This is a genomic window from Arthrobacter sp. CP30 (assembly GCF_053470025.1).
The window spans coordinates 107,952-122,909 of record NZ_JBQEMM010000006.1; the positions used below are offsets into that span (position 1 = coordinate 107,952).

At 69.3% G+C, this 14,958-nt stretch carries 14 protein-coding genes and 3 tRNA genes; 10 read left to right on the top strand and 7 right to left on the bottom strand.

The window, feature by feature from the left end:
• Positions 1–17: 17 nt before the first annotated feature.
• Positions 18–90 (top strand) — tRNA-Arg (locus ACTIMO_RS10085).
• A 95-nt stretch (positions 91–185) separates the two neighbouring features.
• Here the strand turns inward: ACTIMO_RS10085 and ACTIMO_RS10090 are convergent.
• Positions 186–674, bottom strand: coding sequence for a DUF6098 family protein (locus ACTIMO_RS10090; RefSeq protein WP_448182331.1), 489 nt, complete (start codon positions 672–674; stop codon positions 186–188).
• 218 nt (positions 675–892) lie between these two features.
• On the opposite strand from ACTIMO_RS10090, the gene ssb reads away from it, so the two are divergent.
• From ssb to ettA, 3 genes are all read left to right on the top strand, one after another.
• The gene (gene ssb / locus ACTIMO_RS10095; RefSeq protein ID WP_448182332.1) at positions 893–1,483 is read left to right on the top strand and encodes a single-stranded DNA-binding protein; all 591 of its coding nucleotides are present in this window, start codon (positions 893–895) and stop codon (positions 1,481–1,483) included.
• A 57-nt stretch (positions 1,484–1,540) separates the two neighbouring features.
• Positions 1,541–2,098, top strand: a complete 558-nt coding sequence (locus tag ACTIMO_RS10100) for a DUF6993 domain-containing protein (protein ID WP_448182333.1) — start codon at positions 1,541–1,543, stop codon at positions 2,096–2,098.
• A gap of 99 nt (positions 2,099–2,197) precedes the next feature.
• Positions 2,198–3,880, top strand: a complete 1,683-nt coding sequence (gene ettA, locus ACTIMO_RS10105; protein WP_055773380.1) for an energy-dependent translational throttle protein EttA — start codon at positions 2,198–2,200, stop codon at positions 3,878–3,880.
• A gap of 156 nt (positions 3,881–4,036) precedes the next feature.
• Here the strand turns inward: ettA and ACTIMO_RS10110 are convergent, their stop codons facing one another.
• Entirely contained in the window at positions 4,037–5,011 is a 975-nt protein-coding gene (locus tag ACTIMO_RS10110) for an acyl-CoA thioesterase (protein WP_422389890.1), read from the bottom strand.
• Between the two features lie 170 nt (positions 5,012–5,181).
• On the opposite strand from ACTIMO_RS10110, the gene ACTIMO_RS10115 reads away from it, so the two are divergent.
• Together ACTIMO_RS10115 and ACTIMO_RS10120 are read left to right on the top strand one after the other, a co-directional pair.
• Complete coding sequence (locus tag ACTIMO_RS10115; protein WP_448182334.1) at positions 5,182–5,646, top strand: acyl-CoA thioesterase; 465 nt, start codon at positions 5,182–5,184, stop codon at positions 5,644–5,646.
• Complete coding sequence (locus tag ACTIMO_RS10120) at positions 5,630–6,322, top strand: hypothetical protein (protein ID WP_422389888.1); 693 nt, start codon at positions 5,630–5,632, stop codon at positions 6,320–6,322. The genes ACTIMO_RS10115 and ACTIMO_RS10120 overlap by 17 nt, the downstream gene beginning before the upstream one ends.
• Positions 6,323–6,659: 337 nt before the next feature.
• On the opposite strand, the gene ACTIMO_RS10125 is transcribed toward ACTIMO_RS10120, so the two are convergent.
• The 4 genes from ACTIMO_RS10125 to pepN form a co-directional block, all read right to left on the bottom strand.
• Positions 6,660–7,124 (bottom strand): globin, encoded by a 465-nt coding sequence (locus tag ACTIMO_RS10125; RefSeq protein WP_448182388.1) that lies wholly within the window; start codon positions 7,122–7,124, stop codon positions 6,660–6,662.
• A gap of 170 nt (positions 7,125–7,294) precedes the next feature.
• The gene (locus ACTIMO_RS10130) at positions 7,295–8,032 is read right to left on the bottom strand and encodes a mechanosensitive ion channel family protein (RefSeq protein WP_082471525.1); all 738 of its coding nucleotides are present in this window, start codon (positions 8,030–8,032) and stop codon (positions 7,295–7,297) included.
• Positions 8,033–8,154: 122 nt separating this feature from the next.
• Complete coding sequence (locus ACTIMO_RS10135; RefSeq protein WP_055771536.1) at positions 8,155–8,640, bottom strand: OsmC family protein; 486 nt, start codon at positions 8,638–8,640, stop codon at positions 8,155–8,157.
• 168 nt (positions 8,641–8,808) lie between these two features.
• Positions 8,809–11,361: an aminopeptidase N gene (pepN, locus tag ACTIMO_RS10140; RefSeq protein ID WP_448182389.1), complete on the bottom strand. Its 2,553-nt coding sequence runs from the start codon at positions 11,359–11,361 to the stop codon at positions 8,809–8,811.
• 214 nt (positions 11,362–11,575) lie between these two features.
• On the opposite strand from pepN, the gene ACTIMO_RS10145 reads away from it, so the two are divergent.
• The gene (locus ACTIMO_RS10145; protein ID WP_055771534.1) at positions 11,576–12,046 is read left to right on the top strand and encodes a ribose-5-phosphate isomerase; all 471 of its coding nucleotides are present in this window, start codon (positions 11,576–11,578) and stop codon (positions 12,044–12,046) included.
• Positions 12,039–12,917, top strand: coding sequence for an Fpg/Nei family DNA glycosylase (locus ACTIMO_RS10150; protein WP_055771531.1), 879 nt, complete (start codon positions 12,039–12,041; stop codon positions 12,915–12,917). The genes ACTIMO_RS10145 and ACTIMO_RS10150 overlap by 8 nt, the downstream gene beginning before the upstream one ends.
• A gap of 98 nt (positions 12,918–13,015) precedes the next feature.
• Here ACTIMO_RS10150 and ACTIMO_RS10155 read toward each other — a convergent pair.
• Positions 13,016–13,086: transfer RNA gene (locus ACTIMO_RS10155), tRNA-Gly, on the bottom strand.
• A gap of 114 nt (positions 13,087–13,200) precedes the next feature.
• Here ACTIMO_RS10155 and ACTIMO_RS10160 point away from each other — a divergent pair.
• A tRNA-Pro gene (locus ACTIMO_RS10160) sits at positions 13,201–13,274 on the top strand.
• Positions 13,275–13,343: 69 nt separating this feature from the next.
• Positions 13,344–14,897, top strand: a complete 1,554-nt coding sequence (gene tig, locus ACTIMO_RS10165; protein ID WP_448182335.1) for a trigger factor — start codon at positions 13,344–13,346, stop codon at positions 14,895–14,897.
• The last annotated feature ends 61 nt before the right edge of the window (positions 14,898–14,958 follow it).

The window sequence follows — 14,958 nt, forward strand, 5'->3', positions numbered from 1 at the left end:
AGTAAACTCGGGGTACTGCCTCCGTAGCTCAGGGGATAGAGCAGGGGCCTTCTAATCCTCTGGTCGCAGGTTCGAATCCTGCCGGGGGCACTCAAGGGCCGGGCGCGCGCGTCCGGCCCTTGCCATGTCCTGGTGGAACTGTCTTCGCTGTTGGCCGGGTCCCTACGACCCGGATGAATTCTCGGCTAGGGCTGGTTCCCGGCGTCGAAGCGCTCGTCGTACACCTGTCCCGCCTCGCACAGCAACCGATCGCTGATGCGCCCGAGGGGCACCACGTCCGTGAGCAGCGGCTCGCAGTCCGGTCCGCGGCCGACCGGCAATCCGCTGAGGATCCAGGCGTGCCGCTCCTCCTGCTCGGCGAGATGCCGGTACTGGCAGATCTGCCGTGCGAGCCAGTCCTCCAGGGGGCGCGTCCACCAGTCCTCCGGGGTGAGCGGATTGACCGAGAGCCCGGGCAGCGTCAGGCCGCTCTCCCCATCCCTGCTCGTGGACGTCCTGTCTGCCGCGAAACCGCACGAGTAGCGGAGGTAGACGGGACCCGAATCCTCGACCAGCCCGGCGAGCTGCTCGAGGCTGTCGGCGACCCTTTCCTCCGTCCTGATGTAGGAGCCGGTGGGGGCGGCGTCGCGTGCCTCGGGGTGGTGGGCGCTGTCGACGGATGCTGCGGTGTCCATGCCTCCACGGTAGGAAACCGGTCGCCGGCCGTTCAAGACATCGCTCCGACCCGGGAATGACTTCCACGGCCTGGATCGGTGGGCTAGGAAGGGTCGGCGACCGTTCGCCGCCTTCGGTTGTCAACATAGCGCCCGTTGCTCGGCGACCGCATGGCAGACCGTCCCACACTGGACCCGGACCGGGCGCCCGGCACTCCATCTCAACCGAAGGGAACATCATGACCGACATCATCACCGTGCGGGGCTACGTCGCCACCGAGGTCCGGCTGACACTGGCGCAGAGCGGGCTGCCCATCACGGGCTTCCGGATGTGCTCCACGGAACGACGCCTCGACAGGGAGACGGGCACCTGGGTCGACGGCCACACGAACTGGTACTCCGTCTCGATGTTCCGTCAGCTCGCCACCAACGCCGGCGCGAGCATCAAGAAGGGTGACCGCATCATCGTCAGCGGACGACTCAAGGTCCGTCCGTGGATCAACGCCGACGGCCGCACGGGAACGTCGGTCGAGATCGATGCCGACACGGCTGGCCACGACCTGATGTGGGGCACGGCGAACTTCAGGCGGACCAGCGCCGACCGGAGCGATCCCTCCGCCGGGCCCGAGGACCGGCGGAGGGAGGACACCGCGGACCAGGACGACGCCGGCGCGCTGCCGGACGGCGTCGATCCTGTGACGGGGGAGCTGTTCGACCCGGCGACGGAACCCGAGGCGACGGACGCTGCGGAGGACGGTGCGGCGCCCACGGACGGCCGCGTGGGCACAGCACGCGACGACCTCGTCGACGCGACGTCCGTCCCGTTCTAGGGACCATGCCCGCTGCGGGAGAGCGGCCGGCGGTCAGGCGCGTGGCAGGATGAGGGCGTGAGTCGCCGCCTCCCGATCAGACCGCCGTTCGCGCTGTGGCGCATCCTCACGGTGTCGGCGGCACTCGCCGTGGGTGTCACCGCCTGCACCGCCCCGCCCGATCCGGGCGCCGGGCCGATCAGCAACCCGGCATCGGACGCAGCGGAGGGGACGCCGAGGCCCGGCGCTGCGGTGGGGGCACCGTCCGACGGTTCCTCCTCCGGTGTGCTTTCGCCGGAGGGGACGAGCCCCACGGCGACGGCGGCCGGGGACGCCATGGGTGTCGCGGAAGCCGTCAGGTCCTCCCTGCAGGCACTCGCCGACGGCCAGGACCCGGTGACCCGGGATCAGGTACGCGCGGCGATCGAGCAGGGTTTCGCCGACGGAGGGACCGTCCCGGAACGGGTCGAGGTGTCGGTCGACCGGACCCCCACAGGGCTCGACGTCGACGCCATCCAGGGCGCCGGGCTGATCGGGGACCGATGCGTCGTGGGGGAGGTGCGCGAGGGCGCCGTCTCGGCGGTGGTGCTTCCGGTCCTCGCCACGGGCCTCTGCTTCGTCGGGGATCAGCGCTGACGCAGCAGAGGCGCGCTGCAGGTCATGGCCGACCGGCCGTGGCGCGGGGAGGTTCCGTCGAGTGGGAGAACTCGCCCGGCACGCACTAGCCTTAGGACCATGGCGGAATTTATCTACACAATGACCAAGGCCCGCAAGGCCGTTGGCGACAAAGTAATCCTCGACGATGTCAGCATGTCCTTCTTCCCTGGTGCGAAGATCGGCGTCGTCGGCCCGAACGGTGCCGGTAAGTCCACCATCCTGAAAATCATGGCCGGCATGGACACCCCCTCGAACGGTGAAGCCCGCCTGTCACCCGGCTACAGCGTCGGGATCCTCCTACAGGAGCCTCCCCTCAACGAGGAGAAGACCGTTCTCGGCAACGTCCAGGAGGGCGTGGGCGAGATCTACGGCAAGATCCAGCGCTTCAACGAGATCTCCGACGAGATGGCGAACCCGGACGCGGACTACGACACCCTGCTGGACGAGATGGGCAAGCTGCAGGAGGCCATCGACGCTGCGGACGCGTGGGACCTCGACTCCCAGCTCGAGCAGGCCATGGACGCTCTTCGCTGCCCGCCGCCGGACGCGGACGTCACCGTCCTCTCCGGTGGTGAACGTCGACGCGTAGCGCTGTGCAAGCTGCTGCTCCAGAAGCCCGATCTTCTCCTGCTCGACGAGCCGACCAACCACCTGGACGCCGAGAGCGTGCTCTGGCTCGAGCAGCACCTGAAGTCCTATGCCGGTGCAGTCCTCGCCGTGACCCACGATCGCTACTTCCTCGACCACGTGGCCGAGTGGATCGCCGAGGTGGACCGCGGCCACCTCTACCCCTACGAGGGCAACTACTCGACGTATCTCGAGAAGAAGCGCGCGCGTCTCGAGGTGCAGGGCAAGAAGGACCAGAAGCTGTCGAAGCGCCTCTCCGAGGAACTCGAATGGGTCCGCTCGAACGCCAAGGGACGCCAGACGAAGTCGAAGGCGCGTCTCAACCGCTACGAGGAGATGGCGGCGGAGGCCGACCGCACCAGGAAGCTCGATTTCGAGGAGATCCAGATCCCGATGGGTCCACGCCTCGGGAGCCAGGTCATCGAGGCGCACAACCTGAAGAAGGGGTACGACGGCCGCGTCCTCATCGACGGACTGTCCTTCTCCCTCCCGCGGAACGGCATCGTGGGGGTCATCGGCCCCAACGGCGTCGGCAAGACCACGCTGTTCAAGACCATCGTGGGGCTCGAGGAGCTCGACGGCGGAGAGCTGCGCATCGGTGATTCCGTGAAGATCTCCTACGTCGACCAGTCACGTGGCGGCCTCGATCCGAACAAGTCGCTCTGGGAGGTCGTGTCCGACGGACTCGACTTCATCCAGGTCGGGCAGGTCGAGATGCCGTCGCGGGCCTATGTCTCGGCCTTCGGTTTCAAGGGTCCTGACCAGCAGAAGAAGGCCGGCGTCCTTTCCGGTGGTGAGCGCAACCGGCTGAACCTCGCCATGACCCTGAAGCAGGGCGGAAACCTCCTGCTCCTCGACGAACCGACCAACGACCTCGACGTCGAGACGCTCTCGAGCCTCGAGAACGCCCTGCTGGAATTCCCCGGGTGTGCCGTCGTGGTCTCGCACGATCGCTGGTTCCTCGACCGCGTGGCGACGCACATCCTGTCCTACGAGGGCACGGAGGAGGACCCCGACAACTGGTACTGGTTCGAGGGCAACTTCGACGCGTACGAGCAGAACAAGGTGGAGCGTCTGGGCGCCGACGCGGCGAAGCCGCACCGGGTCACGCACCGCCGCCTGACGCGTGACTGACGGACGGCTTGCCCCGACCGTGGTCGGGCGTACGCACAGGTCGGACGGCGTCGCGCGTTGACGATCGCTGACGGACGAGGGGCCCGGCCGTTGGCCGGGCCCCTCGTCCGTCCCCGGGCGGGACGCCGGTCCGGCCGGCATGACTCCGCCTGGTGGTCAGTCCCGCGGGATGCGGATCATGCCCTCCTGCGCCACGCTGGCGACGAGTTCGCCGCCCCGGTTGTAGATGCGGCCGGCGGCCAGCCCCCGCGCGCCGGACGCACTCGGCGAACTCTGCACGTAGAGGAGCCACTCGTCGACCCTGACCGGTCGGTGCCACCACATGGCATGGTCGAGGCTCGCCACACTCATGCCGGGCTGGATCCAGCTGAGCCCGTGCGGTCGCAGGATCGATTCGAGCAGGGTGTAGTCGCTCGCGTAGGCGAGGGCGGCGCGGTGCAGGTCGGGATCGTCCGGCATCGGGCCGAGGCTGCGCATCCAGACGGCGTTCCGCGGTTCCTTCGACCCCTCGTTGGTGAGATAGAGGGGCGCGTCGATGTGCCGGATGTCGAAGGGGCGCTCGTAGGCCCAGGCCCGCGCGACCGGATGGTCGAACCCGCCGAGGAGGTCCGCCGTCGTGGGCAGGTCCTCCGGATCGGGTACGCCGGCCGGCATCGGATCCTGGTGCTCCACGCCGTCGTCGGGCTCCTGGAAGGACGCGATCATGGACAGGATGGGGACGCCGTTCTGGTACGCGTGGGTGCGCCGGGCGGAGAAGGAGCGTCCATCCCTCAGGCGCTGGACCCCGAAGGTGATGGGCTTGTCGGCGTCCCCGGCACGCAGGAAGTACCCGTGCATCGAGTGGACGTCCCGCGTCGGTTCGACGGTGCGCATGGCGGCGATCAGGGACTGCGCGAGCACCTGACCGCCGAACACCCTGCGGCTGGGCTGCCGTGCGGAGGTGCCGACGAAGATCTCCTCGTCCGTCTGGGCACCCTCGGCCGGGCTCAGGTCGAGCAGGTCGAGGAGGGCCGCCGTAGGATCCGTCACGGAGTCCGACGACCCGGCGGCGGTCTCCTCTCCCGGCGACTCCGACGTGCCGGACGGTCCTGCCGCTCGCGGTGCGGTCGCGCGGGGCCGGTGTTCTGCCATGGTTCGGGGTCTCCTCGGGACGGGTGCTGTGGGAGCGACGGCTCCCTGACGTCTTCTGACAGTAGACGCCGACCCTGCGGCGCTCAACACCGCTGCTTGCCCTCCGGTCGTCAACGAGGCCGGCGCCCGCGGATTGGATTCGGTGTGGCTGCCTTTGGGAGGATGAGGTCATGTCCACGGTCCACACCCTTCCCCTCCACCTGCGCTTCGGCGACGAGGACTCCTACGGCCACGTCAACAACGTTCGCTACTTCCAGTTCCTCGAGGACGCCCGCGTGCAGCTCATGAGCCGTCCGGCCGGCGGGCTCTCCTTCATGGACACCGTCGACCCGGACCACTACACACTGGTGGGCCGGCAGGAGATCGAATACCTCGCGCCCCTGAACTTCAGCACGGTCCCGGCGGCGGTGGATCTCTGGACCACCTCGGTCGGGGTGTCCAGCTTCGACCTCGGCTACGCGGTGCGGGACCGCATCGTGTCGGCGGGGAGTGTGACCAGTGCCATCGCAGCAACCACCATGGTTCTCGTGAGTCGCAGCACGGGCCGGCCGGTCCGCCTGTCCGGGACCCAGAAGGACATCCTCGGATCGTGGCAGGGCGAGCCCGTCCCCTTCCGCCGTGCGCGTGCCAGGTAGCGACGTCGTGCCCGATCCCGTGCTCCGATTCGCCGACACTCCGACCGTTGCCGATTTCCGCACGTTCAGCGCACGGGCCAGGGCGAACGACGACGGCGGCATGCGCCTGGTCGCCTCGGGTCCGGTCCTCGCCGCGTACGTCCGCACCCTCGGCCCGACCGTCCTCGGCGAAGCGTTACCCACGGTCCTCGGCCTGAGGACCATGGCGCTCGATGCCGCCCACCCTTTGATCGGTCCGGTGGACACGACCGTCGCGCTCGGGTCGGTGCTCGACCGCCTCGCCCGGATGCAGGACGGCGACCTGGCGTTCACGCTTCCCACGGTGACGGTCACGGAGGCCTGGGCGGGCGTCCTGCCGCCGCGATCGGGCTGGACGCCCGTCGGCTCGATCCCCAACAGCCTCCTGGAGCAGGCTGCACGGAACGGTATCGGCGAGGTGGCCAGAAGCCTTCCCGACCGTGCAGGGGCACCCGTTGTGAGCAGCGCCCGCGCCGCGGTGTGGGGCCGGGAGCTCGACGGTGTGCCGGGATCGGTCGCCGCGGGAGCGGCGTTCGGTGCGTTCAGCCTCGGCTTCCTCGATCCTGAGGGCGATGCGACGGTGCACACGAACGGTCGTTGGTCCCGCGTGAGCACGGGCCGCGGCCACATCCTGGTCCGGGCCGCAGCGCTTTTCTGACCGGTCGTCGGGAGCCGGCGTCAGGCCGCAGCGGCGCGTGTCTGCGCAGGCGCCGGTCACAAGGGGGCACCCCTGGGGCACAACCCGCGCCCGTGGTGATGACCGGCCCATCGCGTCACAACCGTCCCCACGCGCTGTCACAACCGTCTTCACATCGCTGTCACAACCGTCTCCATGCGCTGTCACGACCGTCCCCACGCGCTGTCACCCAGTGTCACGCGATGCGATGCGATGCCACGCGGTGCCCACCGGGTGCGGCGGGGGCTGCCGCCGAGCTCGACGAAGGAAGGCGCTTCTCGGCCGGGGGGGGGGGCGCTGTCAGTCGGCTGCGTTGACGTCAGTCGGCCGCGTTGACCATCGAGTGGGCGGCCCGGTCGAGGTAGCCCCACAGGGTGGCCTCGTGCAGCGGAGCGAGGTCGAGCGCGTCGACGGCCGACCGCATGTGCCGGAGCCAGTGGTCCCGTGCCTCGGGCCCGACGCGGAACGGCATGTGCCGCATGCGCAGCCGCGGATGGCCGCGTTGCTCGCCGTAGGTCTTCGGACCGCCCCAGTACTGCTCGAGGAACAACAGGAGCCGTTCCTTAGCGGGGCCGAGGTCCTGCTCCGGGTACATCGGACGGAGGACCTCGTCCTCGGCCACGCCGTCGTAGAACGCGTCGACGAGGCGCACGAAGGTCGGATGGCCACCGATCGCGTCGTAGAAGTTCTCCGTGTACTCGGGCTGGGTGAAGGTCTGCCCGGCGGCGACCAGCCGCTCGACCGGGAGGGCTGCCCGACCGCCGGCCGACGGCGAGAGGGGCATGGACGTCGGGGATCCCTGCGGGCGCGCGTCGGACCGGCGTCCTTCCGGCTCCGGTATGCCTGGTCGGCGCGGCTCCTGCCCGTTCGGCTCCGGCGGAGGCGACGCGGGGTCCGAACCGGCGCGCTCCGCACCTGCCGGCGGCTGGGCGACGCCGTCGGGCGTTGGGCCGCTCATGCCCGACCCTCCGGTGAGGAGGCCGCCGGAGGGGCGGCGAGGGTTGTGGGTGAGGAAGCCGCAGGAGCGGCAGCAACGGCGGCCGGCGAGGACGCCGGGGCGGTACCGGGTGCCGCCGCGTCGGCGGCAGGGGAGACCGGGGGATCGGCGGGAGGTGCCACGTAGTCGCCCTGCGAGCGGTTGCCCACTTTGGTGATGTCGCCGTTGCGGACGTACCAGATGGCCCCGTCCTCGTCGATCATGCGGGTGATGCGCAGACCGAGCGACTGGACGACGCCGACGGTGTCGCCCACCTCGATCGTGTCACCGATGCCGTACTGGTCCTCGATGGTGATGAAGAACCCCAGGAAGGCGTCGCGGATGACCTCGCGGGCGCCGAAGCCGATCGCGATACCCACGATGCCCACGCTCGCGAGGATCGGTCCGATGTTGAAGCCCAGCGTGTCGATGGCCATGAGGATCGCCACGATCGCGATGGTGCCGGCGGTGACGCTGGAGAGGAGGCCGCCGATCGTCTCGGCCCGCTGCACGCGGCGCGCGCTGTCGAAGGGTCGGAGAGCCGGCTGGGCCCACTTGAAGTGCGGCTTCTTGAAGACGCTGTACCCGTTCTGCACCCGGGTGACGGCCCGGGTGATCAGGTAGCGGACCACGAGCCAGAGCAGCAGTGCGCCGATCAGGACGATCAGCGCGCCGAGGATCTGGCCGCCGTAGCCGAGGGAGGGGAGGAAGGTCATGGAATCGCTTTCGAGCAGGCGCCGTGGGGTCCGCCCGGAGGGGTAGGCGCGGGGTGCCTTAACAGGCTACAGCCGCGCCGCGGTCCACCCGCGACGGCGGCCCGGCCGGCGGTCGCCCGCTCCTACGCCGCACCCGCCGGTCCCGAGGAGGTCGGTTCGTGCTGGACGGGGAACGAGACCGACCGCGCGATGAAGCACAGGCGGTTCGCCTCGGCGTGCAGGGTGTCCGCCAGCGGGGTGTGGTCGGCATCGGCGAGTTCCACATGCGGTCGGAGGATGATCGCGGTGAATTCCCCGCTGCCGTCGCGGTTGAGCCGCATGGTTCCTTCGGGTGTGTCCGAGTAGGCGGTGACCACCACTCCTGCCTTGACCGCCACATGGAGGTAGGAGAGCATGTGGCACTGCGCGACGGCGGTCAGCAGCAGCTGCTCCGGGTTCCAGCGGTCCCGCGAACCGTGGAAGGTGGGATCGGCCGTGCCGAGCAGCAGGCCCGGTCCGTCCACCTCCACCTGGTGGTCCCGGCTGTAGGTGCGGTAGCCGGTGGTCCCCGGCCCGAGGTTGCCCGTCCAGCGGAGGCGGGCGGAATAGCGGTGTTCCTGCAGGTTCATGGTCCGACCCTAGTCCGCCGTCGTCGCGCCTGCCCGACCCGAGAGCCGCTCGCGGCACGCCTGCCCTGCGCCTCCGGGCCTGACGCGCGGACGCGAACGGGGAGGACCGGTCCGGTCCTCCCCGTCGACGGGATGCACGCCCGCAGGGGGATACGACCCGCGTCGTGGCTACCTGTCGGCTGCCTGCGCGGTCAGCGCCCGGACCACGCCGTCACGGCTCTCGAGCACGAGCCGCCGCAGCGAGGGTGATGCGTCGCCGAGCCCGGCGAGGAAGGCATCGGTCCGGTCGAGGGTGTCCTGGGTGGTCAGCAGCGACGGATAGAGCCCGACGACGATCTGCTGGGCGATCTCGTGCGTGCGGGTGGCCCACACGTCCCGGATGGACGCGAAGTACCGGTCGGCGAACGGCTCGAGCAGCGAGCGGTCGTGCACCCGGGTGAAGCCGGAGATCATCGAGCGCTGCGTGGCGTTCGGCAGGTCGGTCGACTCCACGAGGGCCGACCACGCGGCGTCCTTCGCAGCTGCGGTCGGGAGAGCCGCCGTGGCCGCTGCAGCGGCCAGCTCGCCCGTCGCCGTCGAATCGCGTCCGAGTTCGGCCTCGATCTCCGCGGTCCCGTAGCGGCCGCCGACCACCAGGCTCGTCACCAGTTCCCAGCGGAGGTCCTGGTCGACGGTGATGCCCTCGGGCACGGTGACTCCCGTCAGCATCGCCTCGACGGTGTCGAGGTGCGCCGACGTGCGGGCGTGCGAGGAGAACGCGCGGGTGAACTGCAGCTGGGCATCGGACCCCGGATCGGCGGTCAGGGCGAGCTCGAGGAGGCTGTCCGCCGCGGCATCGCCCATCGCCTCCCTGTCCTCCGGCGTGACGTAGAAGGTCAGGGTCGAGGCGAGCTGGCGCAGCAGGACGAGGACCACCGACGAGTCCGATTCCGCACCGATGTTCTGCAGTACGAGCTCCACGTAGTCGCGGGCCGGCGTCTCGCCGTCACGGGCGGCATCCCAGGCGGAGGCCAGCACCAGGGTCCGGGGGAGCGAGTCCCTGAAGTCCTTGACGTGGCGGACCGAGGTGCGCAGCGATGCCGGGTCGAGACGGATCTTGGCGTAGGCGAGGTCGTCGTCGTTGAGCAGGACGAGCGCCGGCTGCCGCTGTCCCACGAGCTCCGGCACCTCCGTGCGCTCGCCGTCGACGTCGAGCTCCACCCGGTGCACCCGCACCAGCGCGCCGTCGTCGTCGTGGTCGTAGAGGCCGACGGCGAGGCGGTGCGGTCGGATGGTGGGGAAGGCCTCGATGGCACTCTGCACGATGGCGAACGAGGTGAAGGCGCCGTTCCCGTCCGTCTCGAACTCTGGACGCAGGGTGTTGACCCCTGCGGTCTCGAGCCAGAGGGCTGACCACTGCTTCAGGTCGCGGCCGCTGGCTGCCTCGAGCTCGGAGAGGAGATCCACCAGTTCCGTGTTCTTCCACGAGTGCTTCGCGAAGTACTGGCGCACACCCTGCATGAACTCCTCCTGGCCCACCCAGGCCACGAGCTGCTTGAGCACCGAGGCGCCCTTGGCGTAGGTGATGCCGTCGAAGTTGACCTGCACGTCCTCGAGGTCGTTGATCTGCGCGACGATCGGGTGGGTGCTCGGCAACTGGTCCTGCCGGTACGCCCAGCCCTTCTCGAGGATGGTGAAGGTGGTCCACGCCTGCGTGAACTCGGTCGCCTCGGCGGCGGCGAGGGTGGACATGAACTCGGCGAAGGACTCGTTGAGCCAGAGATCGTTCCACCACCGCATCGTGACCAGATCACCGAACCACATGTGGGCCAGTTCGTGGAGGATCGTGATGGCGCGGCGCTCGACGGTCGCGTCGGGCACGCGGGAGCGGAACACGTACGTCTCGACGAAGGTGACGGCGCCGGCATTCTCCATGGCACCCGCGTTGAACTCGGGAACGAACAGCTGGTCGTACTTCTCGAACGGATAGGGGGCGCCGAACTGCTCCTCGTAGAACGCGAAGCCCTGCCGTGTCAGCGCGAAGATGTTCTCCGCGTCCATGTACTGCATGAGGGACTTGCGGGCGAAGACGCCGAGCGGGATGGTGCGGCCGTCGGAACTCGTCAGCTCGCTGCGCACGGACTGGTAGGGGCCGGCGATCAGGGCGGTCACGTACGAGGACATGACCGGTGTCGGTTCGAAGTACCAGGTGGACGCCGCCCCGCCGTCGGCGGCGGACACCGCCTGGACAGGCTCCGGTGTGGTCGAGTTCGAGATGACGTCCCAGTGCGACGGCGCCGTCACCGAGAAACGGAAGGTGGACTTGAGGTCCGGCTGCTCGAAGACGGCGAACACCCGCCGGGAATCGGGCACCTCGAACTGCGTGTAGAGGTACACCTCGCCGTCCACGGGGTCCGTGAAGCGGTGGAGCCCCTCGCCCGTGTTCATGTAGGGCATGTCGGCCTCGACGACAAGGCGGTTGCTCGCGGACAGCGACGGCAACTGGATGCGGACGCCGTCGGCCACTGCGGCGGGGTCGAGGCTCACGCCGTTGAGCTCGACGCGGTGGACCGTGTCCGTCACGGCGTCGATGAACGTCGATGCGCCCTGCTGCGCATCGAAGGTGACCACGGTCGTCGACCGGAAGAGGCGATCGCCGCGGGTCAGGTCGAGCGTGACCTCGTAGGAGTGGACGGTGAGCAGATCGACGCGCGTGCGTGCTTCGTCGCGCGTCAGGTTCAGACCGGGCAAGGATCGCCTCCAGGGTGGGGTACGGGTACGTCGCGTGTGATGCGGGTTACGCGGCGCTCCGATTCTCTCACTCCGCCGGTGAGCTCGCGCGCGTGGTCGGCCCCGCCGGCAGCGGACTAGGCTGGCATCGTCCCACCTCCACCGCCGGGACCCCTGCCCGGTCGCCGCCGGGCCGACCGGCGCCCTCCAGAAGGAACAGATCGCCATGCGCGTCCACCTCGCCACCGACCACGCCGGCATGGAGCTCAGTGCCCACCTCCTCTCCCACCTCGTCCGGGCCGGGCACGAGGTCATCGACCACGGCCCGACGTCGTACGACCCGGAGGACGACTATCCCTCCTTCTGCATCGACGCGGCAGCGGCCGTCGTCGCCGACCAGGCGGCGGGCGTCGAAGCGCTCGGCATCGTCCTCGGGGGTTCGGGCAATGGCGAGCAGATCGCTGCCAACAAGGTGCGCGGGATCCGGGCGGCGCTTGCGTGGAGCCTCGATACCGCCCGCCTCGCGCGGCAGCACAACGACGCCAACGTGGTGGCCGTCGGCGGGCGGCAGCACTCGGTGGACGAGGCGACCGCCATCATCGAGGCCTTCCTGGCCGAACCCTTCAGCGGGGCGGAGCGGCACAGCCGCAGGATCGCCCAGGTCACCCGCTTCGAGGAAACGGGCAGCGTTGCCTGAGGGCCACTCGGTCCACCGCCTGGCGAAGCAGTTCACCTCCGTCTTCACCGGTGCGCGGCTCGCCGTCTCCAGTCCGCAGGGTCGGTTCGCCGCCGGGGCGGAGCAGCTCGACGGCGCAACCCTCGTCAGCGCGCTCGCGCACGGCAAGCAGATGTTCCTGCGGTTCGACAACGACCGCGTCCTCCGGATCCACCTCGGTCTGTACGGCGCGTGGAGCTTCGGCGGGGACGCCACGTTCCGCGGAGCCTCGAGCATCGGTGCACCCCGCCGCGTGGGGGAGTCGGAGCAGCCCTCCGACGGCGGCCCGGCGGCCTATGCGGGACCACCGGACCCGGTGGGTGCGGTGCGCGTCCGCCTCGTGTCCGATCACGGCTGGGCCGATCTCCGTGGACCGACGGCCTGCGAGGTGATCACCGCCGCGGAGGAGAAGGTGGCTCGGGCCAAGCTCGGCCCGGATCCGCTCCGGCCCCGGCCGGACGGATCGGCCTTCGTCACGAAGGTCATGTCGAGCATCACGCCCGTCGGGATCCAGCTCATGAACCAGGCGGTCATCGCGGGGATCGGCAACATCTACCGCGCAGAGGTGCTGTTCCTGCAGGGCATCAACCCCTGGCGCCCGGGCAAGCAGCTGAGGGAGGACGAGGCCCTGGGGATCTGGGCCGATACCGTCCGGCTCATGAGGGACGGAGTCCGCGAAGGGCGCATCATCACGACGACGGTCGAGGCGCGGAACGGACGGCCGAAGCGATCCGCCCCCACCTATGTCTACAAGCGGACGGGCGAGCCCTGCCGTCGCTGCGGCACGGCGATCCTCAGCGCGGAGATGGCGGCCCGCACGGTCTACTGGTGCCCGTCCTGCCAGGCCGACTGACGCCGCGGGGGATGCGGGGGATGCGGGGGATGCGGCATGCGCAGCTTAACGAGGAACACCCGGACCAGGGGTCCGGGTGTCTGCCGTGTCGGGCGATGAGGGGATGACGGGAATCGAACCCGCGTAATCAGTTTGGAAGACTGAGGCTTTACCATTAAGCTACATCCCCGCAGCGGGCCCCTGGCGGAGCCCCGTGGAACGCCTACAACTACACCACAGCGGCCGCGCGATCACCAAATGTGCGAGCCGGCCGCAAAGATGCGTAGACTGACACTCGCACTTACGGGGTGTAGCTCAGCTTGGTAGAGCGCCTGCTTTGGGAGCAGGAAGTCGCAGGTTCAACTCCTGTCACCCCGACTCTGTCATGTGATGAGGAAAGTGCCTCCGCTGCAGAACCGAATCCAATCATCTCAGGAGTCCTACGCTGTGAAGAGCGCTGTTGAAACCCTTTCCCCCACCCGGGTGAAGCTGAACGTCGAGGTCCCCTTCGAGGAACTGAAGCCCAGCATCGACGAGGCCTACAAGACCATCGCCACCCAGGTCCAGGTTCCCGGGTTCCGCAAGGGCAAGGTTCCCCAGCAGCTCATCGACCAGCGCGTCGGCCGCGGCTACGTGATCGAGACCGCCGTCAACGACGGCCTGAACGGCTTCTACCAGAGCGCTGTGCAGGAGACGGGCATCCGCCCGCTCAGCCGGCCCGAGGTCGAGATCACCGAGGTGCCTGACCCGTCCAAGAAGGACGGCCAGCTGGCCTTCACGGTCGAGCTGGACATCCGCCCCGAGATCGAGCTCCCCGACTACAAGGGACTCGAAGTCACGGTCGAGCCCGTCGAGGCGTCGGACGAGGACATCCAGAAGGCCATGGACGAGCTGCGCGGCCGCTTCGGCACGCTCACCGCCGTCGACCGCCCCGCGAAGGACGGCGACTTCCTCACCATCGACCTCACCGCATCGGTGGAGGGTGACGAGGTCGACGCCGCCCAGGACCTCTCGTACCAGATCGGTTCCGGCACCATGCTCGAGGGCATGGACGAGGCCGTCACGGGCCTGTCCACCGACGAGGACGCCACGTTCGAGACGACCCTGGCCGGCGGCGAGCACGCAGGTGCCGCGGCGCAGGTCAAGGTCGTCGTCAAGGCCGTCAAGGAGCGCGAGCTCCCCGAGGTCGACGACGAGTTCGCCCAGCTGGCATCGGAGTTCGACACGGCCGATGAACTGCGCGCCGATCTCGCCAAGCAGGCCTCCGAGTCCAAGCTCATGGATCAGGGCGTCGAGGCCCGCGACAAGGTGCTGGACCTGCTGGTCGAGCTCGTCGCCGTGCCCGTTCCCGAGAGCGTCATCGACGAGCAGCTCGAGCAGCACTTCAACGGTGAGAACGCCCACAGCGCCGGCGAGGACCACGACACCGAGGAACACCGCGCGGAGGTGCGCAGCAACACCGAGCGCGCCTTCCAGAACGAGGTCATCCTCGATGCGGTCGCCGAGAAGGAAGAGGTCGGTGTCAGCCAGAGCGAGCTGATCGACTACATCGTCTCCACGGCCGGCCAGTACGGCATGGAGCCCAACCAGTTCGCCCAGATGCTGGACCAGAGCGGCCAGGTGCCGATGATCGTCGGCGAGGTGCGCCGGCGCAAGGCCCTGGCCAAGGTCCTCGAGTACGCGACGGTCACGGACACCAACGGCGCGGCCATCGACCTGACCGAATTCGTCCGCCCGGCCGGCGACGAGCCCGAGACCATCGAGGTCGACGACGTCGACACCGAGCAGGGTGCGGCCGAGGACCTCCAGGCCGACGAGACCGCGGACGCGGTCGAGGCCCCCGTCGAAGAGGCCGCCGCCCCCGAGGACGCCGAGGTCGTCGAGGACACCGCGCCCGCAGAGGTCGTCGAGAAGCCCGCCAAGAAGGCACCGGCCAAGAAGGCTGCGGCCAAGAAGGCACCGGCCAAGAAGGCTGCGGCCAAGAAGCCCGCCGCCGAGTAGTAGCCACGCACGACCGTCAGCGGTGTCGCAGCCCCAGGGCAGCGGCACCGCTGATGTGCTT

What these genes read in the sequence shown, in the direction of transcription:
- ACTIMO_RS10115 (WP_448182334.1), top strand. Translation starts at nt 5,182, where the DNA reads ATGTCCACGGTCCACACCCTTCCCCTCCACCTGCGCTTCGGCGACGAG.
- ACTIMO_RS10145 (WP_055771534.1), top strand. Translation starts at nt 11,576, where the DNA reads ATGCGCGTCCACCTCGCCACCGACCACGCCGGCATGGAGCTCAGTGCC.
- ACTIMO_RS10125 (WP_448182388.1), bottom strand. Translation starts at nt 7,124, where the DNA reads ATGCCCCTCTCGCCGTCGGCCGGCGGTCGGGCAGCCCTCCCGGTCGAG.
- ACTIMO_RS10130 (WP_082471525.1), bottom strand. Translation starts at nt 8,032, where the DNA reads ATGACCTTCCTCCCCTCCCTCGGCTACGGCGGCCAGATCCTCGGCGCG.
- ACTIMO_RS10135 (WP_055771536.1), bottom strand. Translation starts at nt 8,640, where the DNA reads ATGAACCTGCAGGAACACCGCTATTCCGCCCGCCTCCGCTGGACGGGC.
- ACTIMO_RS10110 (WP_422389890.1), bottom strand. Translation starts at nt 5,011, where the DNA reads ATGGCAGAACACCGGCCCCGCGCGACCGCACCGCGAGCGGCAGGACCG.
- ssb (WP_448182332.1), top strand. Translation starts at nt 893, where the DNA reads ATGACCGACATCATCACCGTGCGGGGCTACGTCGCCACCGAGGTCCGG.
- ACTIMO_RS10090 (WP_448182331.1), bottom strand. Translation starts at nt 674, where the DNA reads ATGGACACCGCAGCATCCGTCGACAGCGCCCACCACCCCGAGGCACGC.
- ettA (WP_055773380.1), top strand. Translation starts at nt 2,198, where the DNA reads ATGGCGGAATTTATCTACACAATGACCAAGGCCCGCAAGGCCGTTGGC.